Raw genomic sequence first — 21,547 nt, 5'->3', positions numbered from 1 at the left:
CGCGGGGCCGGGGCGACCCCGCGAGCGCTCAGCTCGGCAGCGTCGTCCAGTCGGACCCGCTCAGGCAGGCGGTGACGGATTCGCTGCTCTGCCGTCCGGCGCTGGTGGCGGTGAGGAAGAACACCCGGCAGTCCTGGCCGGCGATGGCCACGTCGTTCAGCGGCGTGATCGTGCCGGCCGTACCGGTGGCGGGATTGGTCCAGCGAATCGTGCTGCCGATGGTGGCGTTGCGGGCGGAAATCTCCGCCTGCTGGAAGTAGCGCGCGTCGTCGGCGGCCAGCGTGGCAGCGAAAGCGGCGCCGCGGCCGGCGTCGAGCAGCGAGCCGCCGGTGCCGGAGGGCGTCTCTATCGAGCCGCCGTCGCCGCCCTGGCCGGTGGCGGCGATGCCGCCGCTGGCCTGCGGCCCCAGCGGCTGGGTCGGTTCAGTCTCGCAGGCGGCGACGGCCAGGGCCATCGCCAACGCCAGCGGGGAATAAGCGGCGATGCGCATGGTCGACTACTCCTTCCACCTCAGCGCCGGCGGCTTCATGGCTGCCGGTCGATCGTTCCAGTGCGGTCCGTCCGGAAACGACGACGCGACCCGACACCAATGCCGGGCCGCGTGTCAACCGGAGCGGCGGCCGGACAACGGGTCCGGCCGCCGCGATGCCGGGTCCGCCGTGCGGCCCCGTCAGGTCAGCTGACCGCTTCCCAGGTGCCGTCCGGGTTCTGGCAGGCGGTGCCGCGCAGGGTCTCCTGCCGGCCGTCGATGAACACGGTCTGCACATAGTCGCGGCAATAGCGGCCGGCGTAGCTGGTCGAGGCCGGCAGGGTCTGCACCGTGCCGCGGTTGCCGTTGTCCGGGTTGGTCCAGGCCACGGTCTGGCCCGGCTGGGCCGCGAACGCCTGGGTCTGCGCCTGCTGCGCCAGCAGCTGGTCCTGCTCGTCCATATAGGCGCCGATCGAGCTGCCGATCAGGGCGCCCAGCAGGGTGCCGCCGGCAACCGCGACCAGGCGGCCGGTGCCGCTGCCGAACTGGCTGCCGAGCGCCGCGCCGGCGACGCCGCCGGCCAGACCGCCGATCGTGCTGCGCGACGGCCCGGTGCAGGCGCTGGCGCCGACGGCCACGACCATGGTGGCGGCGATGATCTTGAAGCTGTTCATGGTTTTCTGCCTCTCTCGCGTTGGGGGTTCGTTCCAGATTGTATTCCGATATTCGGTGACCGCACTATATATCGGGACGCTTTATGGCCGAAATGTGAAGCCAGGCCTGAGGATTGCGGGCATTTCTGGGCGGGTCGTGACTGGGGTCACAAGCCGGTCCGGCGCCGGGAACCGGCCCGCGAACCTCGCCCCGAAAGACGACGACAGGTGCGCTATGGCGGACGACATCGACAACAACCGCGCGTTCGACGAGCCGTTCCGGCGCTTCGCGGAATGGTTCGCCGAAGCGGAGCGCAGCGAGCCGTCTGATGCCAGCGCGGTGTGCCTCGCCACGGTCGACGCGGAGGGGCGGCCGTCGGCGCGCATGGTGCTGCTGAAGGGCCACGACAGCCGCGGCTTCGTCTTCTACACCAACCTGGAAAGCCGCAAGGGCGGCCAGCTGGCGGCCAACCCCAACTGCGCCTTGTGCTTCCACTGGAAGTCGCTGGAGCGGTCGGTGCGCATCGAGGGCGCGGTCGAGCCGGTAACGGCGCAGGAAGCCGACGCCTATTTCGAATCCCGCCCCCGCGACAGCCGCATCGGCGCCTGGGCGTCGCAGCAGTCGCGGCCGCTGCCGGGCCGGTTCGCGCTGGAGAAGGCGGTCGCGCGCTATGCCACCAAATACGCCGTCGGCCGGATTCCGCGGCCGCCCTATTGGTCCGGCTTCCGCATCGTGCCGCGGCGCATCGAGTTCTGGCAGCAGAAGCCGTTCAGGCTGCACGACCGGACGGTCTATCATCTCAGCAATCCCGAATCGGGCTGGCGCGTGGAGCACCTCTATCCGTAGGCGCCGACGGCCCGTCCGCCAACCGACGGTCCGCCCTTGAACACGGAAGACCAGAGCGAGGTCATCGGCTTCCTGACCGAACGGGCCCGCGCCCGCGACCGGCAGGCCGAGCGGATCGACACCCATGCCGCGCACATCTTCCTGTCCGCCGACGAGGCCTGGAAGCTGAAGCGGGCGGTCTGGTACCCGTTCATGGACCTGAGCGACGCGGCCCGCCGCCACGACTGCTGCGTGGCCGAGGTCGAGCTCAATCGCCGCACCGCGCCGGACATCTACCTCGGCGTCTGCGCCATCACCCGCGAGAGCGGCGGCGGCCTCGCCATCGACGGCGGCGGCGCGGTGGTCGACTGGTTCGTGCGCATGCGCCGGTTCGATCAGGCCGGGCTGCTCGACCGGCTGGCCGATGCCGGCGCGCTGGCGCTCGACGCCATGGCCATGCTGGCGGCGGAGATTGCGGCCTTTCACGCCGCCGCCAAGGCGCGGCCCGACAAGGGCGGCGCCGAGGCGCTGCGCTGGATCGTCGACGACAACTGCGCCGAGTTCCGCGAGATGCCGGCGCTGGTTGCGTCGGAAAAGGTAGCGGCGCTGGAAGCCGCGAGCCACGCACAGCTCGACCGGGTCGGCGCATTGCTCGACGCCCGCCGCGCGAGCGGGTTCGTCCGCCGCTGCCATGGCGACCTGCACCTGCGCAACGTGGTGATGATCGACGGGCGGCCGACGCTGTTCGACTGCATCGAGTTCAGCGACGACATCGCCTGCATCGACGTCCTCTACGACGTCGCCTTCATGCTGATGGATCTGTGGGTGCGCGGCCTGAAGCCGCACGCCAACGCGCTGTTCAACGGCTACATGGCCGCCACCGACCAGTTCGGCGGCCTGGCGGCGCTGCCGCTGTTCCTGTCGGCGCGGGCGGCGATCCGGGCCAAGGTGCTGGCGCTCGAGGCCGCCGCCGACGGCGGCGATGCCGACGGCCACGGCGCGGAGATCGCCCGCTATCTCGACCTGGCGGAAAGCTTCGCCCGCCCGGCGCCGCCGCGGCTGGTCGCCGTCGGCGGCCTGTCCGGCAGCGGCAAGTCGACGCTGGCCCGTGCGCTGGCGCCCGGTCTGGGTCCGGCGCCGGGTGCCGTCGTGCTGCGCAGCGACGTCGCGCGCAAGCACCTGTTCGGCGTCGATCCGGCCGAGCGGCTGCCGCAGGAGGCCTATGCGCCTGCGGTGAGCGCGCGGGTCTACGGGCTGTTGATGGACCGTGCCGCGCAATGCCTGGCCGAGGGTCAGGCGGTCGTGGTCGACGCGGTCTTCGACCGGCCCGCCGACCGGGCCGCCGTGGCCGGCGTTGCCGCCGACCTCGGCCTGCCGTTCGCCGGGTTCTGGCTGCAGGCGCCCGAGGCTGTGCTGACCGCGCGCGTCGGCGCGCGGCGCGGCGATGCCTCCGACGCCGATGCGGCGGTGGTGCGCCGCCAGCTCAAGCTCGACACCGGCGAGATCGCGTGGGCGCGGCTCGATGCCGCCCGGCCGGCGGCGGAGGTTGCCGCCCAGGCCCGAATGCGGCTAGTCGATACGCTTGCCTAGCGCGAATGCCGCGCTAGTCTGAGAATCTGTCGCAACCCTGGCGCGCGGGCAGTCACCATGGCCAACGAACGCAAGACGATGGTGCTGACCGGCGCCAGCCGCGGCATCGGCCATGCCACGGTCAAGCGCTTCTCGGACGAGGGCTGGCGGGTCATCACCTGTTCGCGCGAGGACATTCCCGAACACTGCCTGCGCGACCCGAACTGGACCCACCATCGCCCGACCGACCTGTTCGATCCGAAGGACGTGCGTGCCTTCATCGACTGGACGCTGGACACGCTGGGCGACCGCCCGCTGCATGCCCTGGTCAACAACGCCGCGGTGTCGCCGAAGACGCCGTTCAAGGAGCGGCTGGGCTGCCTGAACGGCGACGTGGCCGACTGGCGGCTGGTGTTCGAGCTGAACTTCTTCACGCCCCTGCAGCTGGCGCGCGGCTTCGGTGCCCTGCTGGCCAAGGGTGCCAAGGTGGGCGGCGGCTCGATCGTCAACATCACCTCGATCGCCGGCCACGCGATTCACCCGTTCGCCGGGTCGGCCTATTCCACCTCCAAGGCGGCGCTGTCGGCGCTGACCCGCGAACTGGCGGTGGAATTCGCCGAGCTCGGCGTCCGGGTCAACGCGGTGGCGCCCGGCGAGATCGAGACCGAGATGATCGGGCCGGAATACGAACCGCTGGTCGCGCGCATCCCGATGCAGCGCATGGGCACGCCGGAGGAAGTGGCGGCGACGGTGTTCCGGCTGTCGACCGAGGACTTCGGCTATGTCACCGGCACCGAGGTGTTCGTCACCGGCGGTCAGCACCTGTATTGAGCGCTCCGCGCCGCGCCGGGGTGGGTCGGGCACCGGCCCGGCCGACAGGTTAATCATTGGTTAAGGCATCGCTGGTTGACTTGATTACGCTGCACGACGCCCGACATGGGGGGAAAGGCCGCGTCGGTCCCTCCCATCGGCGGGCGCTGCAGAGCGGCGCAGCCGCAGCGGGAGGCGACAATGCCGGTGCAGGTCGCACCCGGCCGAAACGGCAGACTGCGGCCCGTCCTTGGGAGGAAGCGATGCAGGCAAGGGACCTGATGCGTCCGTGCGGCGATCCCGCGCGCCCCGGCACGCCAATCACCGAAGTGGCCCAGATGATGGCCGCGGCCTTCGTCCGGGCGCTGCCCGTCGCGGAAGACGGGCGATTCCTCGGCATCGTCACCGATTGGGACATCTCCTGCCGGACCGTCATCCGCGGCAAGGAGGTCGCGGCCACCGTGGTCGGCGACGTGATGGCGCCCGGCTACGAGGCCTGCGACGCCAGCACGGCGATCGAGGTCGCGGTGGCCCAGATGGACCGGCGCGGGGTTCCGTGCCTGCCCGTGCTGGACCGCGACCTGCAGCTGCTGGGAATGCTGCACCGCGCCGACGCCGGCCGGGCGGACGCCTGACCCGGATCGCCCCGGGGCTTTGCCCCTATGGCAGGCCGGGATAGCTGCCGACGAATTCGATCTCGATGTCGGGGAAGCTGTCGACGAACTGGATGGTGAAGTCCGGGAACGACTCCACGAACTCCCACTGTCCGCATGCCTCGGGGAAGCTGTCGACCGGTTCGACGTTGAGGTCGGGGAAGCTCTCGACCACCCGCACGGTGATGTCGGGAAAGCTGTCGACGACCTCGACCTCGCCCCACAGGTCGATGCCGTTGTAGGTGCAGTCGGCCAGGTCGCCGGCGTGCGCCGGCGCGGCCATGGCGGCGAACGCGGCCGCGACGACGGCGGGCAGCAGCGCGGCCATACGTGGCGTGGCTGGGGTCATGTCCCGGTCCTCCTCGGTTCGGGGGTACGGGCGGCCGCCTGGCCGGCCCGACAAGGCGACCGTGACAGATTATTACGGCAAATTCATGATCCGGATCGCACCGGACCGGTTCAGCCGGTGCGGCCTTCGGCGCCGTCAGCCAGCCGCATTACCAACGAACGGCACCAGGCCAGCCGGGCGCCGTTCTCCGCCACTTCCAGGTCGATCCAGGTGCCGACATGGCCGTCGTCGGTCAGCGGGTGCCGCCGGAGCGCGCTGAGCCGTGCGATCTCGCCCTCGAACAGGGCGCACATGCGGTTCAGCTCTTCGGCCTGCTCGGCCGGCGGCAGCAGCGGCAGGAAGCGCAGCTTCAGCGCCAGCCACAGCTTGTTGAACTCGCTGGCCGGCTTGCGCAGGCGGGTGACCAGCAGGCGCAGGAACTCGACGCGGCCGGCCTCGGTGATCGAGACGATGCCTTCGCCTTCCTCGCCGCCGGCGATCAGCCCGTCATAGCGCAGCAGCTCCAGCGACGAGCCGAAGGCATCCGGCGTCGGCCCGACCACGGCGATGGCGAGATCGCGGATCTCCTGCGCCAGGTCGGCATAGTCGCGCTCGCGCAGCGCCAGTGCACCGAGCGCGGCAAGCCGCATCGCGCGCGACGGCAACAGGGTCGGGTCGGCGTGGCTGCGATCCGGGGCCATTGCGATGCCTGTACGGGAGGAACCGCCATCGTCTTAGCGCCGAAGCGTCGGGATGGCCAGCACGGCGCCGTCACGCGCCTGCCGCCGCGGCCGGCTTGGCCCACGGGTCCGGGCCCGGGTCGCCGCCGCTGGCCGCCACCTGCAGCCGCTCCATGAAGTGGGCCCAGCCGTGGTTGTGCCGCTCGGCGACGCTGCCGCTGAGCCCGCGATGGAACAGGCGCACACGGGTGCCGTCGTTCTCGGCGGTCAGCGTCACCTCTATGGTGCTCGCGCCCGGCTTGACCGTCGCGTCCGGCCCCTCCCAGCCCCAGGTGAACACGACGCGGGAATAGGGGTCGACCGCGACCATCTCGCCGCGCGCGATGCTGGTGCCGGTGACGTTGCAGCGGAAGATGCCGCCGGGCCGCGCGTCGATCTCGGCCTCGACGCCCATCCAGCGCACGATCTGGTCGGCCTCGGTGAAGAATGGGAACACGGTCTCCGGCTTCGCCGCGACCCAGATCTCGCGGACCACGCCGTCCGCCATGACCCCTTGCGCAGTGCCGTCAGCCATCACGAATCCCCCGTCGCTCCGGGCGGCACTCCGCCCGTCCTTGCCCGTTCCTCTGCCTCCGCCGCCAGCTTCAGCTTCTCCAGCCGGTCTTCCCAGAACCGGTCGAGGAAGCGGATCACGCCGTTGATCGTTTCCGGCCTGGCCCGATAAAAGCGGCGGTTGCCGTCTTTGCGCACGCTGACCAGCTCGGCGTCGATCAGCACCTTCAGGTGCTGCGAGATCGCCGGCCGGCTGACCGCGAACTGCGCCGCGATGTCGCCTGCCGTTCGCTCGTCGTCGCGGACGATGCGCAGGATCTCGCGCCGGTGCGGGTCGGCGATGGCTTTGAGTGCGGCGTCCATGGCAGTCATGTAAGAGCTAACTTACGCATTGGCCTGGGGCAAGGGCCTTCGCGTCAGGACGGCAGCGGCGCATCGTCCCCGCTCGGCCAGAACGCCGCCGCATGGTGCCGCAGGCCGAGCCACAGCAACAGGAACAGATCGAGCGCGTAAAGCGCCCCGAAGACCGGAGAGAACGGCCAATACAGGCGCAGAAAGAAGCCGGCCACGAAACCGAGCAGGGCCAGGCAGGCGCCATAGACCAGCGTGCCGAGCAGGGCGAAGGCGATCGGACCGCGCCGTCGCGACAGCAGTTCGGCGGACAGGAAAACGCCGGCGAGGAGGGCCACGCCGCCGCCGATGGCGCCGGGCAGCAGCGAAACCACCATGATCCGTCCCGCCTCATCGAACCCGGCGACGATCAGGCCGCAGAGCACCAGTTGCAGATAGCCGATCGGCACGACGAGAAGACTGGCACGGAATATCCGGCGGCGTACGTCCGGGTCACGGCTGGCAAGTGTCCACAGCGCCGGATCGCGCGGCGGCCAGACGATCGTGGCGGCGCGTCGCCACCGGCTCATCCGGCCGTCCGGCTTCAGGCCGCGATGCGGATGTCGAGCCGGCCCCAGATGTCGCTGAGCGCAGCGACCAGGCGGTCCATCAGCACATCGCTATGGACCGGGCTCGGCGTCAGCCGCAGCCGCTCGGTCCCTTTCGGCACGGTCGGGAAGTTGATCGGCTGCACGTAGATGCGGTGGCGCGACATCAGGTCGTCGGTGGCCTGTTTGCACAGCACCGGGTCGCCGACCAGCACCGGCACGATGTGGCTGACCGAGGGCATCACCGGCAACCCGGCGTCGGCCAGCTTGCGCTTCAGCGTCGCCGCGCGCTCCTGCTGGGCGTCGCGCTCGACCTGGCTCTGTTTCAGATGGCGCACGCTGGCCAGCGCCCCGGCGGCCATCACCGGCGGCAGGGCGGTGGTGAAGATGAAGCCGGGCGCGAAGGAGCGGATCGCGTCGACCAGCGCACGCGAGCCGGCGATATAGCCGCCGACCGTGCCATAGGCCTTGGCCAGCGTCCCCTCGATGATCGTCACCCGGTCGAGCACGCCGTCGCGCTCGGCGACGCCGCCGCCGCGCGGGCCGTACATGCCGACGGCATGCACCTCGTCCAGATAGGTCATCGCGCCGAAGCGGTCGGCCAGGTCGCAGATGGCGGCGATCGGCGCGATGTCGCCATCCATCGAATAGACCGACTCGAAGGCGATCACCTTCGGCCGGGTCACCGGCACGGCGCGCAGCAGCTCCTCGAGGTGGGCGAGGTCGTTGTGGCGGAACACCCGCTTCTCGCACCGGCTCTCGCGTATGCCGTGGATCATCGAGGCGTGGTTCAGCTCGTCGGACAGGAACACCGCGTCGGGCATCAGCTTGCCCAGCGTGCTCAGCGTCGCCTGGTTGGAGACGTAGCCCGAGGTGAACAGCAGCGCCGCCGACTTGCGGTGCAGATCCGCCAGCTCGCGCTCCAACAGGGTGTGATAGCGGTGGGTGCCGGAGATGTTGCGGGTGCCGCCGGCGCCGGCGCCGCAGCGCTGCACCGCCTCGACCATCGCCGCGATCACGGCAGGGTGCTGGCCCATGCCGAGATAGTCGTTGGAGCACCAGACCGCGACCTCGTCGCCGAGCGCGGCGGCGTCCGCCTGCTGCTGGCTGCCGTGGTAGGTCGCGTGCGGGAAATTGCCCGCCTGGCGCTCAAGGTCGGCAAAGACGCGGTAGTTGCCTTCCGCCTTCAGTCGGCCGATCGCTTCGTTGAAGCGGCCCTCGTAATCCACCGGCGTCTCTTTCCCGTCCCGTTGCGGTCGCGGTCCCGCAATAACAACACCTCTTCGCGCCGTATCAATCCATGCGCCACGTGGTCGCGCAGGAATGCGGCGTCCCCCGCGCCGACGGTCCGAAGACCGTCTTAGCGTCGCAGAGGCTGCAAATCCACTGACACTTGGGTGAGGGCGGGCCGGCGCGTGCGCCGGCCCGCGGGATCGTCCTCAGGCGGCGCGGACCCGCTCGAAGAACCTCACGACCTCGGTCTTCAGCGTCTCGGCCTGCTGACCCAGCTCGCGCGCCGCACTCTGCACCTGGGCGGCACCCTCGCCGGTCTCGGCCGCGGCCTGGTTGACCGAGGTGATGTTGGTGGTCACCTCGCTGGTGCCGGCGGCCGCCTGCTGCACGTTGCGGGCGATCTCCTGGGTCGCGGAACCCTGCTGCTCGACCGCGGCGGCGATCGAGTTGGCGATCTGGCTGACCTCGGTGATAGTGTTGCCGATGCCGTCGATCGCGCTGACCGCGCGCTTGGTGGCGTCCTGGATGCCGGCGATCTGCGCGGCGATCTCGTCGGTCGCCTTGGCGGTCTGCGAGGCCAGGCTCTTCACCTCCGAGGCGACGACCGCGAAGCCCTTGCCCGCCTCGCCGGCGCGCGCCGCCTCGATGGTGGCGTTCAGCGCGAGCAGGTTGGTCTGACCGGCGATGTCGTTGATCAGCTTGACCACGTCGCCGATCTTCTGGGCGCTGTCGGCCAGGGCGCGGACCAGCTCGTTGGTCTGGTTCGCCTCGTCGACGGCCGTACGCGAGATCTGGGCCGACTGGCCGACCTGGCGGTTGATCTCGGCGATCGAGGCGGAAAGCTCCTCGGCGGCCGAGGCCACGGTCTGCACGTTGGTCGAGGCCTCCTCGGCTGCTGCGGCCACCGCGGTCGACTGCTGCGAGGTGTTGTCCGCATTGGCGGCGAGGCCGTCGGCGATGCTGAGCATCTGCGACGCAGCCGAGCTGACGGTGCTCAGCGCGGTCTTCATCTGCTGGTCGAAGTCGGAAACGGCGGCATCGACCCGGCCCTGCCGCTCGGCGCGCTCGTTCAGCATGGCTTCCTGGTAGACCGAGATGGCGAAGTCCATGTCGAGCATGACGGCCGAGGTGACGGCGGCCAGCATCTTGGTGAGCTTGTCGGGGTTGCGGCGGTAGGTCTTCACCGCCAGCGCGCTGAGGTGGCCCATGACGAAGCTGTAGCCGCCGATGTACCAGCGCGGCTCCAGGCCGATCTTGTTGTGGACCATGCCGATCTGGCGGACGCCGTTGATGTACGCCTCGTCGAAGCGACCGTTGAACAGGCGGCCCCAGTGGGTGGCCTGCGCGCCCTTCAGCCGCGGAATGTCGTTGCCGATCAGGCGGGCCAGGTTCGGCTGCTTGGTGGCGTGATCGTAGAAGCCGTTCAGCACGGTCGGCAGCGCCGGCTCCAGCGCCTGCCAGAACTCGCGCAGCAAGGCGCCGCTCTCCTCATTGATCTTCATGAAGTTCAGGCGGGTCTCGCGATCGACGGTGTTCGTGCTCTGATTGGCGGATGACATCAGACGGTCCTTCATTTCAGGGGGTTGCCGGGTTGTCCCTCGTTCTTATGCAGCGACGTGGCACGCGCGGAGTGATCGCGTGCGCGGGCCAAGTCGTTCCGCTATTTGCTCGCTCGGCGGCGCGATATTTTCCAAGTCCTTCGGTGTAGAAATAGCCAGAGGGCGTGTACGGTTGCCGCGTCAATTTCCCCTTTTTGTGTAAAAGGTGGCTTAACGCTGCAAGTCGAGAACAAGTACTGATCGCGCTCTGGTTTCGGTTCGAAACCAATCCGGCACTTCGCGGGTGCCTCGCCGCCATCCGCCGCTTGACTCGGTCGGTCGCCGGGTCGCGTATGGCAGACAAGAAAAGCAGGAGGGGCGCGCGAGGATGATCGTCGATTTCGGTTCGCTCAATGTCGACCTGATCGTGAAGGTCGAGCATTTGCCCGCGCCGGGCGAAACGGTGCTGTGCCCGGACTACGTGATGGTGCCCGGCGGCAAGGGCGCGAACCAGGCCTGTGCGGCGGCCCGCGCCGCCAAGGGCGATCCGGCGGTGACCAGCGAGCGGATCGCCATGGTCGGCGCGGTCGGCGACGACGACTTCGGCCCGAAGGCGACCGCGCTGCTGGCCGAGGCCGGCGTCGACCTGACGGCGATGAGCCGGGTCGACCGGCCGACGGCCTGTGCGCTGATCTGGGTCGATTCGCGCGGCGAGAACTCGATCGTGGTGGCCAGCGGCGCGAACCTGGCGCTCACCGCCGACCGCCTGCCCGCTTCGCTACTGGGCCCGCAGACGACCGTGCTGCTGCAGGCGGAGGTGCCGCTGGCGGAGAACTGGGCGGTGGTGCGTCGGGCCCATGCCGCCGGCGCGCGGGTCGTGCTGAATGTCGCCCCGGCGGCGCCGGTGCCCGAGGACGTGCTGCGCTCGGTCGGCGTGCTGGTGGTCAACGAGATCGAGGCGCGGATGATCGCCGAGGCCGGCGGGCTCGCCGCCGACACGCCGACGGCGACCGCGGCCGCGCTGGCCGGCCGTTACGGCCATACCTGCATCGTGACGCTGGGCGGCGAGGGCGCGGCCGCCTTCGGTCCCGGCGGCGCCTGGCAGGTCGATGCGTTGAAGGTCGATCCGGTCGACACCACCGGCGCGGGCGACGCCTTCGTCGGCGTGCTGGCCCAGGGTCTCGACGGCGGGCTTGCCCTGCCGGAGGCGATGCGGCGCGCCAGCGTCGGCGCTGCGCTGGCCTGCCTGACGCTGGGCTGCCAGTCGAGCTATGTCACCGGCGATGCCATCCGCGCCCGGCTCGACGACCTGGCGCCGCCGCGGCGCATCGGCTGAGCGGCGCATCCGGCCGCTCGCACGGCGGGGAGGATCGATGGCGATCTATGTGATCTGTCACGGCGCCTGGTCGGGCGGCTGGTCGTGGCAGGCGGTGCGCCGCCGGCTCGCCGCCGCCGGGCACGAGGTGTTCACGCCGTCCTATACCGGGCTCGGCGAGCGCGCCCATCTGGTCGGCCCCGCCGTCGGCCTCGGCACCCATATCGAGGACATCGTCAGCCTGATCGAATTCGAGGACCTGGAAGGCGTGACCCTGGTCGGCCACAGCTATGGCGGCATGGTCGCCGCAGGCGTCGGCGACCGGGTGCCGGCGCGCATCCGCCGCGCGATCTTCCTCGACGCCTTCGTGCCGGCGGACGGGCAGTCGGTGCGCGACCTGGCCGCCGGCGGGCCGCCCGGCGACATCGTCGACGGCTGGCTGGTGCCGCCGATGCCGGCGCCGCCGGATACCGCCGGACCGATGCTCGCCTGGGGCGGGCCGCGCCACCGCCACCAGCCCGAGGCCTGCTTCAGCGAGCCGATCCGGCTGGCGTCGGCGAGGCCGCCCTTCGCCCGCAGCTACATCCACTGCACCGTCAAGACGCCGCCGGACACGTTCAAGCCGTTCGCCGACCGGCTGCGCGACGACCCGGCCTGGGATTTCCACGAACTGGCCACCGGCCACAGCCCGAACATGAGCGCACCCGACCTGCTGAGCGACCTGCTGCTGGCGATCGGCTGAGCCGGGCCGCGGGGGCGGCAAGCGTCGCCTCAGCTCATCCAGTTGCCGCCGTCGACGTTGAGGGTCTGGGCGACGACATAGTCGCTGTCGGCCGAGGCCAGGAAGATGGCGGCGCCGGTGTGGTCGTCGGGCCGGCCCATGCGGCCATAGGGCACCGCCTCGCCGACCAGGCGCTTCTTCTCGCCGATCGGCCGGCCCTCGTACTTGGCGAACAGACTGTCGACAACGTCCCACATCGGCGTGTCGACCACGCCCGGGGCGATGCCGTTGACGTTGATGCCGTGCTTGATCAGCGCCAGCCCGGCCGACTGGGTGATGCTGACCACCGCGGCCTTGCTGGCGCAGTAGACCGAGACCAGCGGCTCGCCGCGCCGCCCGGCCTGCGAGGCGATGTTGATGATCTTGCCGCCGCTGCCCTGGCTGACCATCTGCGCCGCCACCGCCTTCAGCGTGAACAGCAGGCCCTTGACGTTGACCGCCATCACCCGGTCGTAGCTGCCCTCGGTGGTCTCCAGGATCGGCTCCATCTCGAAGATCGCCGCGCCGTTGACCAGGATGTCGATGTGGCCGCCCCAGCCGACCACCTTGGCGACCATGGCGTCGATCGAGGCCATGTCGGTGACGTCGAGCGCGACGGGCAGGGCGGCAGGCCCCAGTTCCCTGGCCGTCGCCGCTGCGACGTCGGCCAGCACGTCGCAGACCGCGACCCTGGCGCCCTCGCGGACATAGCCCTCGGCGATGGCGCGCCCGATGCCGCGCGCCCCGCCGGTGACGACCGCGACCTTCCCCTGCAGTTTCATGGCTTTTCCTCCGGCCTTTGCGGACTCGTCAGCCGCGGCTGACGATCAATACACCAAGCGCGACCGAAAGCGCGGTCGCCACGTAGATGGACAGCGCCTGCTCCAGGAACCGCATCCACAGCAGGTGGATGGCGACGAACAGCACGACGCTGATGAACAGGCGGTCGAACCAGTTGGTGACGATCGGCAGGAAGCCCGGCCGCTTCGTGCGCTTCCCCGTCCCGCCGTTCCGTCCGCCGGCCGCGCCGGCTCCGTTCCTGCCGCTGGCCATCGGCGCTACTCCTTGACCGCGCCGAAGGTCAGGCCGGCGACGATGTGGCGCTGCACCACGGAGAATACGATCAGCGCCGGGATCAGTGTGATCACCGCGATCGCCGCCATGATCCCCCATTCGGTGCCGGTGGTGGTGACATATTCCGACAGCCCGGTGGTCAGCGTGCGCGCGTTGAAGCTGGTCAGGGTCGCGGCCAGCAGGAACTCGTTCCAGGCGAACACCCAGGTCAGGATCAGGGTGACCGCCAGCCCGGGCCGGGCCAGCGGCAGCACCACCTTGGTGATGACGTGCCAGGTGCTGGCGCCGTCGACGACGGCCGCCTCGTCGAGCTCGCGCGGGATCGCCTCCACCGTCGGCCGCAGGGTCCAGATCGCGAAGGGCAGGTTGAAGGTGCAGTAGATCAGGATCATGCCGATGCGGCTGTCGTACAGCGAGAAGGTGCCGATCTTGAACACCTGGGTCAGCAGCAGGAAGAACGGCAGCAGGAACACGGCCGGCGGCGCCATCCGGTTGGTGATCGTCCAGAAGAAGATGCTTTCCTTGCCGCCGAGGTCGTAGCGCGACAGCGCATAGCAGGCCATGAAGCCCAGGGTGGTGACGAGCACCGCGTTGCCGGTGGAGATGATGATCGAGTTCCACAGGTAGCGGCGCAGCGTGTCGTCGGTCAGCACCTCGGCGTAGTTGTCCCAGTAGAAGGTGGAGAGCAGCACCTCCGGCGTGGTGAACAGGTCGACCGCCGGCTTTACCGAGATCACGAACAGCCAGTAGATCGGGAACAGCGTGACGAAGCTGATTGCCAGCCAGATCAGCAGCGAGATCCAGGGTCGCTTCGATCGCATCGCGGCTCAGGTCCTCGTGTTGCGCGGCGCGATCAGGGCGACGTAGAGCAGCCAGCAGATCACGATGGTGAGGTAGAGCACGATGATGGAGATGGCAGAGCCGTAGCCGTAGTCGGTCTTCGGGAACACGATCCGCCAGATGTGCAGCCCGACATAGCGCGTCGCCGCGCCCGGGCCGCCGCCGGTCAGCATCCAGACCTCGTCGACCGTGCGCAGCGCATCCATCAGCCGGATGAACAGCGTGGCGAGGATGGCCGGCCGGATCATCGGCAAGGTGATGTGCCAGAAGATCTGCCGCTTGTTGGCGCCGTCGATCTGGGCCTGCTCGAACGGTTCCTTCGGAAGCGAAACCAGCGCCGCGATCAGCGACAGCGTGACCAGCGGCGTCCAGTGCCAGATGTCCATCACCACGGTGACGACGAAGGCGGCCGTGGCGCTCTGGCCGATGTTCATGTCGTAGCCGAACCACTCGTCCAGGAAGTGCGGGATGATGCCGATGCTGGGCGTGGTCATCAGCCGCCACACCGATCCGACCACGATCGGCGCCACGATCAGCGGCAGGGTGTGCACTGTGCGGAAGAAGCCGCGCCCCGGGAACTCGCGCAGCAGCGCCTGTGCCAGGAAGTAGCCCAGCACCAGCTCGCTGACGACCGCGAACGCCACGAACTGCATGGTCACGACGACCGAGAACAGGAACTCGTCGTCGAACACGAGGCGGCGGAAGTTGTCGGCGCCGGCATATGTCATGTTCGGGTTGGCGCCGAACGGGTTCCATTGCTGGAACGCCAGGAACAGGACGTAGAGGAACGGAATCACGCCGAACACGCCGAGCAGGATCAGCGTGGGCGAGAGCAGGAGCCAGCCAACCTTGTTGGATTTCACGGCGCTGTCCTTGGGGCGCGGCCGGGCCGATGCATGCGGGGGCGCCCGAGCCGAAGGTGCCGAGGGGACCGGCTGCTGCGGTCCCCTCGGTGCCGGTCGGTGCGGTGGCGGGCGTTACTGGCGGTAGCCGAGCTGCTTCAGCTCTTCCTCGGCCCGCGCCGCCATCTGGTCGAGACCTTCGTCGGGGCCGACCTCGCCGGTCAGGATCTGGTAGAAGATCGGCGCGGTCGCCTCGCGGACCTGGGCGTGGAACGGATAGGCCGGGGCGCCGGCGAACAGGCGGCCCTGGTCGCGCAGCATGGTGTAGTAGCCGCCCAGCGTCTCGTCCATCGCCTGCACCTGCGGGTCGTCGTAGGTCGCGGTGTTGGTGATCCGCGGCGCCGCGACGGCCCAGCCCGGCTGCACCTCGTTCTGGCCGATGAACTGCAGGAACAGGAGCGCGGCTTCCTTGTTGTTCGACGTGACCGGGATGCCGAAGGCGCCGCCGTCGTAGTAGCCGATGTAGCCGGTGCCGGCTTCGGCCGCTTCCATCACGCCGGGCGAGGTCGGCGGCAGAGCGACGCCGACGTTGCCGACGACGCGCGACTTCGACTCGTCGGACGCGATCCAGGCGGCATTCTCGCCGTAGACCAGGCCCTGTGCGGCGCGACCGGCGGCGAAGGTGGTGCCGACCTCGGTCCAGGTCGACGCCGGCGATTCCGGCGGCGCGATGTCGCGCAGGTGCAGCCACCAGCGCAGCGCTTCCTTGGCCTCGGGGCTGTTCATCGTGCCGCCGTTCGCGACGGTGGCGGCATAGTTGGCGTCGGCGTTGATGCCCCAGTTGTAGACGCCGAAGGTGGGCGCGACCGATTCGAAGAACTCGTACCACGATGCCGGATGGCCGGTGTGGGCCTGGGCGGTCGAGCCCCAGAGCTCCATGCCGTGCTCCTGGCCCCACGCGGTGAAGAACTCGGCGATCTCGGTATATTCCTCGTGGGTGGTCGCCGGCGCGAGCTCGCGTCCGGTCCGCTCCTGGAACGCGGCGCGGATCTCGGGGTCGTTGAACAGGTCGGTCCGATAGAGATAGAGCTTGATGAAGGCTTCCATCGGCACGCCGAACAGGTCGCCGCCGTCGCCGCGGAAGTAGTTCGCGAAGGTGGTGAAGTTCGCCTCGTCGAAGGTCGCGGCCTTCAGGGCGGCGTTGTCGGCCAGCGACTGGGTGATGTCGACCAGGAAGTCGCGCGACAGATACGCGTAGATGATGTCCTGCTCGATGTAGACCATGTCATAGATGCCGGTGCCGGCCTCCATGTCCTTGATGGCCTTGTCGTACATCTGGTCCCAGGACGTGGTCTCGATCTCGACCGCGATGCCGGTCAGCTCTTCGAATTGCGGCGCCAGCACGTCGGCGATGTAGTTCGACGGCGGGGTCGCCTCGGTCACGCCGCGCAGCGTGACGCCCTGATACGGCGCCGCCGCGTCGGCCCACCATTGATCGTCCGCCATCGCCTGCGCGCTGATCACGACGGCAGCCATGCTGACGGCCGTCAGCCTGAGCGTTCTCACGGTTTCAATCCTCCCTTGGTCTTTCCGTGGCCGTAGATCATTTGCTCAGCCACTGAGCAAAAATGCTCGGCCTTCGCCCTGCGGGAGTCAAGCCGGGAATTTCACAGCGTGGCCACCACGGCGGCGGCGGTGTCTTCGTCGGTGATCAGCCCGCTGATCAGCCGGCCGCGCAGGGCCGCGGCGATCGGCTGCACCTTGCGGGCGCCGCCGCCGATGGCGACGACGGTGCGCCCCGGGCCGGGCCGCAGCGGCGCGCTGAGCACGCGACGATTGAACGAGCCGTCGATCAGCCGGCCCTCGCGATCGAACGCCCAGCCGGCGATCTCGCCCACCGCCTGCTGCTCGCTCAGCTCGTTCAGCTCCTCGTCGGTCAGGAAGCCGTCGACGTGCAACGGCCCGTCCCAGCTGACGTCGCTGATGCCGACCAGCGACAGCCGTGCCTTCTCCGCCAGGTCGTTCAGCGTCAGATGGGCGCGCTGGGCGGCATAGAGGTTGCGCTCGTCCTCGGTCTCGGCGACCAGCGGCATCGGCCGCGGATAGCAGCGGCAGCCCAGCCGGTCGGCCAGCCGCATCACCACCTCGAAGCGGTTGGCGGAAGCGTCGCGGCCGATCGAGCCGACCAGCGAGACCAGCCGGTGCTGCGGCCGGCTCGCCGGCGTGACCTGCTCAACCATGGCTCTGAGCGCGCGCCCGGTGGTCAGCCCGATCACCACCGGGGCCGGATTGGCGATCTCCGCCTCCAGCCGCAACGCCGCGGCCAGCGCCACGCCCTGGGTCATCGAAGCGGGGTCGGTCGGGTCCGACGGCTGCACGTCGCAGATCTGCAGGCCGAACCGGGCGGTCAGAGTCTCCGCCAGCGCGGCGCAGCTGGCGATCGGCCGGGTCACCTCGACCCGCACCAGCCGCTCGGAGACCGCGAAGGCGATCATCCGCTGGGCGGCCGGCCTTGAGATGCCCAGCTTGTCGGCGATCTGCTCCTGGGTGTCGCCGGCAACGTAGTAGAGCCAGGCGGCGCGGGCGGCCTGGTCGAGCTTCAGCTGCTGTCGATCGGGAGTTGCGGCCAACGTCGCTAACCTTCATCATCGCGGTCCGGAAATATGAGCACCAATGCACAAAGTGAGCAATTGCTCATTTTTTGCGAAACCCTGGCCAGCCAACGGCCGCGCCGCTGCGCAGCCGCTACAAAGGAGACGATGGCGTTGTATCGGGAGAAATCGGACCTGACCGGCCGGGTGGCTGTGGTCACCGGCGGCGGGCGCGGCATCGGGCTGGCGTCCGCCGAGGCGATGGCGGAGTGCGGCGCGCGGATCGTCATCGCGGAGATCGACCCGGCAACCGGCGAGCCGGGCGCGGACAGCCTGCGCAAGAAGGGCTACGACGCCCAGTTCGTGCCGCTCGACGTCACCAAGCCGCAGATGGTCACCGCGGCGGCGGACGGGATCATGGCCAGCCACGGCCGCGTCGACATCCTGCTGGCCAACGCCGGCATCGCCATCAACACCAGGGCCGAAGAGACCACCGACGAAGAGTGGCTGAAGGTCATCGACATCAACCTGAACGGCGTGTTCTGGTGCAACCGCGCGTTCGGGCGCCACATGCTGGCCGCCGGCAAGGGCAGCATCGTCAACATCGGCTCGATGTCCGGCATCATCTCCAACAAGCCGCAGGAGCAGGCGCACTACAACGCGTCGAAGGCGGCGGTACACATGCTGACCAAGTCGCTGGCCGGCGAATGGGCGACGCGCGGGGTGCGGGTCAATGCGATCGCGCCGACCTACATCGAGACCAGCATGACCAAGCGCGGCATGGACAACGCCGACTGGTACAGGATGTGGCTGGAGATGACGCCGATGGCCCGCGTCGGCCAGCCCGAGGAGATCGCCTCGGTGGTTCTGTTCCTGGCCTCGGATGCGTCGTCGCTGATGACCGGCAGCGTGGTGGTGGTCGACGCCGGCTATACCGTCTGGTAGCGCGGCTGCGCCGGGCCGGGCCGCGCACCCGGCAGCGTTATGATCACGCGGGTACCGCCGCCGTCGGCGTCGTCGATGGCGATGGTGCCGCCGTGCGACTCCACCACGGTAAGCGCGATGGCCAGGCCGAGGCCGGCGCCGCCGGTATCGCGGCTGCGCGAACCTTCCAGCCGGACGAACGGATCGAACACCTGCCGGCGCGCCTCGACCGGAATGCCCGGTCCGCTGTCGTCGACCACGATGCGCGCGAAGCCGCTGGTACACTCGAGCCGGATGCGGGCTTCCGCGCCATAGCGGCAGGCGTTCTCGGCAACGTTGCGGATCGCCTGCTTCAGCGCCGTCGGCCGGGCGTCGACGACGACTTCGGCGTCGACCGCGAGGCTGGCCCGCGCGCCGCGCTCGCGCAGGTCCGCCACCAGTTCGTCCAGCAAGGCACCCAGGTCGACCGCCGCCTGCGGCTCCTCGGCGCTGGCGCCGCGCGCCAGCGCCAGCGCTGCCTCGACCAGCGTCTGGATCTCGTCGAGGCAGCTGGCGATGCGCGTGCGGGTCTCGTCGTCGTCGATCATCTCCAGGCGGATGCGCATGGCGGTGATCGGCGAGCGGAGGTCGTGGCCGACCGCGGCCAGCATCCGCGCGCGCTCGTCGAGCAGCCGGGTCAGGCGGTCGGCCATGGCGTTGAAGGCGGCGGTGGCACCGCGCAGCTCGGTCGGGCCCGAAAGCGGCAGCGGCGCCGGCTTGTCGCTGCGGCCCAGCCGGTCCGCGGCCGCGGCCAGCGCCCGCATCGGCCGCACGATGCGCCCGACCGAGACCCAGACGACCGCGACCACCAGCGCCACCGTGACGGCCAGGATGGCCAGCGGCCACGCCCATTGCAGGGACGGGAAGTCGAGGACGAAGCGGGCGTTGAGCCAGCGGCCGTCCGCCAGCGCCGCCGAGACCAGCAGTTCCTCCGCCGCCGCGCGGCGGCGGTCGTCCGCTGCCCGGCCGTCCCGTTGCGGGTCGAGCGCGCGCAGCGCAATGCCCAGGTCGCGCTGCGGCGGCGCTTCGACGATGTGGACGATCCTGTCGGTCAGTCGCGGCTGCGGCTCGGCATCCGGCGCCGACGCCAGCGGCCGTTCGTCCACGCTGAACCGCAGCGCATGGGATTCCGCGGCGCGCAGGACGGTGGCGACCGTCGCCGCCGGTGTGCTGTCCAGTTCGCGGGCGACGTTGACCAGACGGCTCGCCGCTTCCTTCGCCGCCGCGAAGCGCACGGCGCGCGCCCGTTCGTCGAGCAGAGCAGCGATGCCGCCAAGCTGTGCGAGCGCCAAGGCGACCAGCAGCAGCAGGATCAACTGGGCGCGCGCGCCGCGCGGCAGACCCCGGCGGGCGGTCATTGCGCGTCGGTCACGTCGGTGGCCAGGCAGTAGCCGCCGCCGCGCACCGTGGCGATGATGCTGGGCTGTGTCGGGTCGCGCTCGATCTTGCGGCGCAGGCGACTGACCTGGTTGTCGATCGCGCGGTCGAACGGTCCGCCGTCGCGGCCCTGGGTGAGGTCGAGCAGCCGGTTTCGCGACAGCACCAGCCGCGGCCGCTCCAGCAATGCGGTCAACAGCCGGAACTCGCCGGTGGTCAGCGCGACCTGCGTGCCGGCGTCGTCGCTGAGCAGCCGGCGGTCCACGTCAAGGGTCCACCGGTCGAAACGCAGCCTGCGTCCGCCCAGCGTCCCGCCCGACCGCTCCGGCCGCTCGGTGCGGCGCAGGATCGCCTTGATCCGCGCCAGCACCTCGCGCGGGTTGAACGGCTTGGCGATGTAGTCGTCGGCGCCGAGCTCCAGGCCGACGATGCGATCGGTTTCCTCGCCGAGCGCGGTCAGCATCAGCACCGGCATGTCGGAGGTGACGCGCAGCCGCCGGCACACCGACAGGCCGTCCTCGCCCGGCATCATCACGTCGAGGATGACCAGGTCGTATTCGGCCGCGGCCAGCCTGCGGTCCATCGCCTGCGCGTTCTCCGCCGCATCGGCGGCAAGGCCGTTGCGTTCCAGATAGCGGGTCAGCGCGTCGCGGATCTCGCGATGATCGTCCACGACCAGGATTCGGGGCGTTCGCGTCATCGGCACTCCTTTGGCCGCGGATCATAGCCGCAGTGCCGGCCGCGTCGCCGCGACGCAATTGTAACCGTCTGTCGCTGGCGCCGGCGTTGCGACAGTCGGTTACATCGCGGCGCGACTTGCGGCACACATCTGCGACAGCCGGCGGCTATGGTTTGCGGCGGGCGGAAACAATGCGCGTGGATCGATCGACGATGGACCGGACATCCTTGCGGCAGCGGGCCGTGCGTCTGGGCGATGCGACATCGCCCTATCTGCTGTGGCTGCTGCTGGCGCTGCCGGCCCTGCCGATGCTGAACGATGCCATTGCATCGGACGATGCGCGGGTGTTCCACCGGCTGGTCCATCCGTCGGGGGAGACGTCGGCCCGCCTGCTGATCGTCGCCATGATCGCGACGCCGCTGGCGCTGCTGCTGCGCGGCTGGCGGGGGCCGCGCTGGCTGGTCCGCAACCGCCGCTATTTCGGCGTGGCGGCCTTCGCCTATGCCGCCCTGCACACGCTGTTCTATCTGGTCGACAAGGCCGACCTCGATCGCGTGGTCGGCGAGCTGGCCCGCTTCTACATCTGGACCGGCTGGCTTGCCTTCCTGATCTTCCTGCCGCTGGCGGCCACGTCGATGGATTTCGCCATGCGCAAGCTGGGGCGCTGGTGGAAGCCGCTGCAGCGCTGGACCTATGCCGCTGCGGTGCTGACGCTGCTGCACTGGGCGGCACTGCACGAGTGGCGCAACCCGACGGCGGCGCTGGTCCATTTCGCGCCGCTGGTTCTGCTGACCGGCTATCGGCTGTGGTATCGCTACATGCGGCCCCGCCGGCGCCAGGCGGCCTGAACGGCGGCG

Annotated in this window: 25 protein-coding genes; 8 read left to right on the top strand and 17 right to left on the bottom strand. The window is 69.9% G+C overall.

The features are described 5' to 3' along the window. Positions 1-28: 28 nt before the first annotated feature. Together R3F55_18875 and R3F55_18870 are read right to left on the bottom strand one after the other, a co-directional pair. Positions 29-490, bottom strand: coding sequence for an RT0821/Lpp0805 family surface protein (locus R3F55_18875; protein ID MEZ5669458.1), 462 nt, complete (start codon positions 488-490; stop codon positions 29-31). A 185-nt stretch (positions 491-675) separates the two neighbouring features. Next, positions 676-1,143 carry an RT0821/Lpp0805 family surface protein gene (locus tag R3F55_18870; protein MEZ5669457.1) on the bottom strand — a complete coding sequence of 156 codons (468 nt, stop codon included), beginning with the start codon at positions 1,141-1,143 and terminating at the stop codon, positions 676-678. A 214-nt stretch (positions 1,144-1,357) separates the two neighbouring features. Here R3F55_18870 and pdxH point away from each other — a divergent pair, with 214 nt between their 5' ends. The 4 genes from pdxH (at position 1,358) to R3F55_18850 (ending at position 4,962) form a co-directional block, all read left to right on the top strand. Continuing rightward, positions 1,358-1,969: a pyridoxamine 5'-phosphate oxidase gene (gene pdxH, locus R3F55_18865; protein MEZ5669456.1), complete on the top strand. Its 612-nt coding sequence runs from the start codon at positions 1,358-1,360 to the stop codon at positions 1,967-1,969. 36 nt (positions 1,970-2,005) lie between these two features. Then, the gene (locus R3F55_18860) at positions 2,006-3,538 is read left to right on the top strand and encodes an AAA family ATPase (protein ID MEZ5669455.1); all 1,533 of its coding nucleotides are present in this window, start codon (positions 2,006-2,008) and stop codon (positions 3,536-3,538) included. A gap of 57 nt (positions 3,539-3,595) precedes the next feature. Then, positions 3,596-4,348, top strand: a complete 753-nt coding sequence (locus R3F55_18855) for an SDR family oxidoreductase (GenBank protein ID MEZ5669454.1) — start codon at positions 3,596-3,598, stop codon at positions 4,346-4,348. A 242-nt stretch (positions 4,349-4,590) separates the two neighbouring features. Next, a complete protein-coding gene (locus R3F55_18850; GenBank protein MEZ5669453.1) occupies positions 4,591-4,962 on the top strand; it encodes a CBS domain-containing protein in 372 nt (123 codons plus the stop codon). A 25-nt stretch (positions 4,963-4,987) separates the two neighbouring features. Here the strand turns inward: R3F55_18850 and R3F55_18845 are convergent, their stop codons facing one another. The 7 genes from R3F55_18845 to R3F55_18815 form a co-directional block, all read right to left on the bottom strand. Further along, a complete protein-coding gene (locus R3F55_18845; protein ID MEZ5669452.1) occupies positions 4,988-5,263 on the bottom strand; it encodes a hypothetical protein in 276 nt (91 codons plus the stop codon). Positions 5,264-5,439: 176 nt separating this feature from the next. Next, the gene (locus R3F55_18840; GenBank protein ID MEZ5669451.1) at positions 5,440-6,009 is read right to left on the bottom strand and encodes a hypothetical protein; all 570 of its coding nucleotides are present in this window, start codon (positions 6,007-6,009) and stop codon (positions 5,440-5,442) included. 70 nt (positions 6,010-6,079) lie between these two features. Further along, on the bottom strand, positions 6,080-6,562 hold the full coding sequence (locus R3F55_18835; protein MEZ5669450.1) for an SRPBCC domain-containing protein: 483 nt from the start codon (positions 6,560-6,562) through the stop codon (positions 6,080-6,082). Beyond that, positions 6,562-6,903: a metalloregulator ArsR/SmtB family transcription factor gene (locus tag R3F55_18830; GenBank protein ID MEZ5669449.1), complete on the bottom strand. Its 342-nt coding sequence runs from the start codon at positions 6,901-6,903 to the stop codon at positions 6,562-6,564. Before R3F55_18830 ends, R3F55_18835 begins: the two co-directional genes overlap by 1 nt. A 53-nt stretch (positions 6,904-6,956) precedes the next feature. Beyond that, a complete protein-coding gene (locus tag R3F55_18825; GenBank protein MEZ5669448.1) occupies positions 6,957-7,460 on the bottom strand; it encodes a hypothetical protein in 504 nt (167 codons plus the stop codon). A 14-nt stretch (positions 7,461-7,474) separates the two neighbouring features. Further along, positions 7,475-8,707, bottom strand: a complete 1,233-nt coding sequence (hemA, locus tag R3F55_18820; GenBank protein MEZ5669447.1) for a 5-aminolevulinate synthase — start codon at positions 8,705-8,707, stop codon at positions 7,475-7,477. 210 nt (positions 8,708-8,917) lie between these two features. Beyond that, positions 8,918-10,270, bottom strand: coding sequence for a globin-coupled sensor protein (locus tag R3F55_18815; protein ID MEZ5669446.1), 1,353 nt, complete (start codon positions 10,268-10,270; stop codon positions 8,918-8,920). A 367-nt stretch (positions 10,271-10,637) separates the two neighbouring features. Between R3F55_18815 and R3F55_18810 the strand changes: the two genes are divergently transcribed. Continuing rightward, on the top strand, positions 10,638-11,585 hold the full coding sequence (locus R3F55_18810) for a ribokinase (GenBank protein ID MEZ5669445.1): 948 nt from the start codon (positions 10,638-10,640) through the stop codon (positions 11,583-11,585). 37 nt (positions 11,586-11,622) lie between these two features. After that, complete coding sequence (locus tag R3F55_18805; GenBank protein MEZ5669444.1) at positions 11,623-12,306, top strand: alpha/beta hydrolase; 684 nt, start codon at positions 11,623-11,625, stop codon at positions 12,304-12,306. A gap of 29 nt (positions 12,307-12,335) precedes the next feature. On the opposite strand, the gene R3F55_18800 is transcribed toward R3F55_18805, so the two are convergent. The 6 genes from R3F55_18800 to R3F55_18775 all read right to left on the bottom strand — a co-directional run bounded on the left by R3F55_18800 (position 12,336) and on the right by R3F55_18775 (position 17,710). Continuing rightward, positions 12,336-13,106 (bottom strand): L-iditol 2-dehydrogenase, encoded by a 771-nt coding sequence (locus R3F55_18800; protein ID MEZ5669443.1) that lies wholly within the window; start codon positions 13,104-13,106, stop codon positions 12,336-12,338. A 28-nt stretch (positions 13,107-13,134) separates the two neighbouring features. Further along, positions 13,135-13,377: a DUF2160 family membrane protein gene (locus R3F55_18795; protein ID MEZ5669442.1), complete on the bottom strand. Its 243-nt coding sequence runs from the start codon at positions 13,375-13,377 to the stop codon at positions 13,135-13,137. A 5-nt stretch (positions 13,378-13,382) separates the two neighbouring features. Next, the gene (locus tag R3F55_18790) at positions 13,383-14,219 is read right to left on the bottom strand and encodes a carbohydrate ABC transporter permease (GenBank protein ID MEZ5669441.1); all 837 of its coding nucleotides are present in this window, start codon (positions 14,217-14,219) and stop codon (positions 13,383-13,385) included. 6 nt (positions 14,220-14,225) lie between these two features. Continuing rightward, complete coding sequence (locus R3F55_18785; GenBank protein ID MEZ5669440.1) at positions 14,226-15,101, bottom strand: sugar ABC transporter permease; 876 nt, start codon at positions 15,099-15,101, stop codon at positions 14,226-14,228. A 114-nt stretch (positions 15,102-15,215) separates the two neighbouring features. Then, a complete protein-coding gene (locus R3F55_18780) occupies positions 15,216-16,616 on the bottom strand; it encodes an extracellular solute-binding protein (GenBank protein MEZ5669439.1) in 1,401 nt (466 codons plus the stop codon). A 131-nt stretch (positions 16,617-16,747) separates the two neighbouring features. Then, entirely contained in the window at positions 16,748-17,710 is a 963-nt protein-coding gene (locus R3F55_18775) for a sugar-binding transcriptional regulator (protein ID MEZ5669438.1), read from the bottom strand. A gap of 135 nt (positions 17,711-17,845) precedes the next feature. On the opposite strand from R3F55_18775, the gene R3F55_18770 reads away from it, so the two are divergent. Next, complete coding sequence (locus R3F55_18770) at positions 17,846-18,616, top strand: SDR family oxidoreductase (protein MEZ5669437.1); 771 nt, start codon at positions 17,846-17,848, stop codon at positions 18,614-18,616. On the opposite strand, the gene R3F55_18765 is transcribed toward R3F55_18770, so the two are convergent. After that, positions 18,601-19,992, bottom strand: a complete 1,392-nt coding sequence (locus R3F55_18765) for a HAMP domain-containing sensor histidine kinase (GenBank protein ID MEZ5669436.1) — start codon at positions 19,990-19,992, stop codon at positions 18,601-18,603. The genes R3F55_18770 and R3F55_18765 overlap by 16 nt on opposite strands. Then, positions 19,989-20,711, bottom strand: a complete 723-nt coding sequence (locus tag R3F55_18760; protein MEZ5669435.1) for a response regulator — start codon at positions 20,709-20,711, stop codon at positions 19,989-19,991. The genes R3F55_18765 and R3F55_18760 overlap by 4 nt, the downstream gene beginning before the upstream one ends. A gap of 191 nt (positions 20,712-20,902) precedes the next feature. On the opposite strand from R3F55_18760, the gene R3F55_18755 reads away from it, so the two are divergent. Continuing rightward, positions 20,903-21,538: a ferric reductase-like transmembrane domain-containing protein gene (locus R3F55_18755; GenBank protein MEZ5669434.1), complete on the top strand. Its 636-nt coding sequence runs from the start codon at positions 20,903-20,905 to the stop codon at positions 21,536-21,538. Positions 21,539-21,547: the final 9 nt, after the last annotated feature.

This window comes from Alphaproteobacteria bacterium (assembly GCA_041396705.1).
Taxonomy (GTDB): domain Bacteria; phylum Pseudomonadota; class Alphaproteobacteria; order CALKHQ01; family CALKHQ01; genus CALKHQ01.
This window is presented reverse-complemented; position numbering and strand designations above follow the sequence as displayed.

Excerpts from the sequence above, each read along its gene's own strand:
- R3F55_18875 (MEZ5669458.1), bottom strand. The coding sequence starts at position 490 with ATGCGCATCGCCGCTTATTCCCCGCTGGCGTTGGCGATGGCCCTGGCC.
- R3F55_18870 (MEZ5669457.1), bottom strand. The coding sequence starts at position 1,143 with ATGAACAGCTTCAAGATCATCGCCGCCACCATGGTCGTGGCCGTCGGC.
- pdxH (MEZ5669456.1), top strand. The coding sequence starts at position 1,358 with ATGGCGGACGACATCGACAACAACCGCGCGTTCGACGAGCCGTTCCGG.
- R3F55_18855 (MEZ5669454.1), top strand. The coding sequence starts at position 3,596 with ATGGCCAACGAACGCAAGACGATGGTGCTGACCGGCGCCAGCCGCGGC.
- R3F55_18850 (MEZ5669453.1), top strand. The coding sequence starts at position 4,591 with ATGCAGGCAAGGGACCTGATGCGTCCGTGCGGCGATCCCGCGCGCCCC.
- R3F55_18845 (MEZ5669452.1), bottom strand. The coding sequence starts at position 5,263 with ATGGCCGCGCCGGCGCACGCCGGCGACCTGGCCGACTGCACCTACAAC.
- R3F55_18840 (MEZ5669451.1), bottom strand. The coding sequence starts at position 6,009 with ATGGCCCCGGATCGCAGCCACGCCGACCCGACCCTGTTGCCGTCGCGC.
- R3F55_18835 (MEZ5669450.1), bottom strand. The coding sequence starts at position 6,562 with ATGGCTGACGGCACTGCGCAAGGGGTCATGGCGGACGGCGTGGTCCGC.
- R3F55_18830 (MEZ5669449.1), bottom strand. The coding sequence starts at position 6,903 with ATGGACGCCGCACTCAAAGCCATCGCCGACCCGCACCGGCGCGAGATC.
- R3F55_18825 (MEZ5669448.1), bottom strand. The coding sequence starts at position 7,460 with ATGAGCCGGTGGCGACGCGCCGCCACGATCGTCTGGCCGCCGCGCGAT.
- R3F55_18815 (MEZ5669446.1), bottom strand. The coding sequence starts at position 10,270 with ATGTCATCCGCCAATCAGAGCACGAACACCGTCGATCGCGAGACCCGC.
- R3F55_18810 (MEZ5669445.1), top strand. The coding sequence starts at position 10,638 with ATGATCGTCGATTTCGGTTCGCTCAATGTCGACCTGATCGTGAAGGTC.
- R3F55_18805 (MEZ5669444.1), top strand. The coding sequence starts at position 11,623 with ATGGCGATCTATGTGATCTGTCACGGCGCCTGGTCGGGCGGCTGGTCG.
- R3F55_18800 (MEZ5669443.1), bottom strand. The coding sequence starts at position 13,106 with ATGAAACTGCAGGGGAAGGTCGCGGTCGTCACCGGCGGGGCGCGCGGC.
- R3F55_18795 (MEZ5669442.1), bottom strand. The coding sequence starts at position 13,377 with ATGGCCAGCGGCAGGAACGGAGCCGGCGCGGCCGGCGGACGGAACGGC.
- R3F55_18790 (MEZ5669441.1), bottom strand. The coding sequence starts at position 14,219 with ATGCGATCGAAGCGACCCTGGATCTCGCTGCTGATCTGGCTGGCAATC.
- R3F55_18780 (MEZ5669439.1), bottom strand. The coding sequence starts at position 16,616 with ATGGCTGCCGTCGTGATCAGCGCGCAGGCGATGGCGGACGATCAATGG.
- R3F55_18765 (MEZ5669436.1), bottom strand. The coding sequence starts at position 19,992 with ATGACCGCCCGCCGGGGTCTGCCGCGCGGCGCGCGCGCCCAGTTGATC.
- R3F55_18760 (MEZ5669435.1), bottom strand. The coding sequence starts at position 20,711 with ATGACGCGAACGCCCCGAATCCTGGTCGTGGACGATCATCGCGAGATC.
- R3F55_18755 (MEZ5669434.1), top strand. The coding sequence starts at position 20,903 with ATGGACCGGACATCCTTGCGGCAGCGGGCCGTGCGTCTGGGCGATGCG.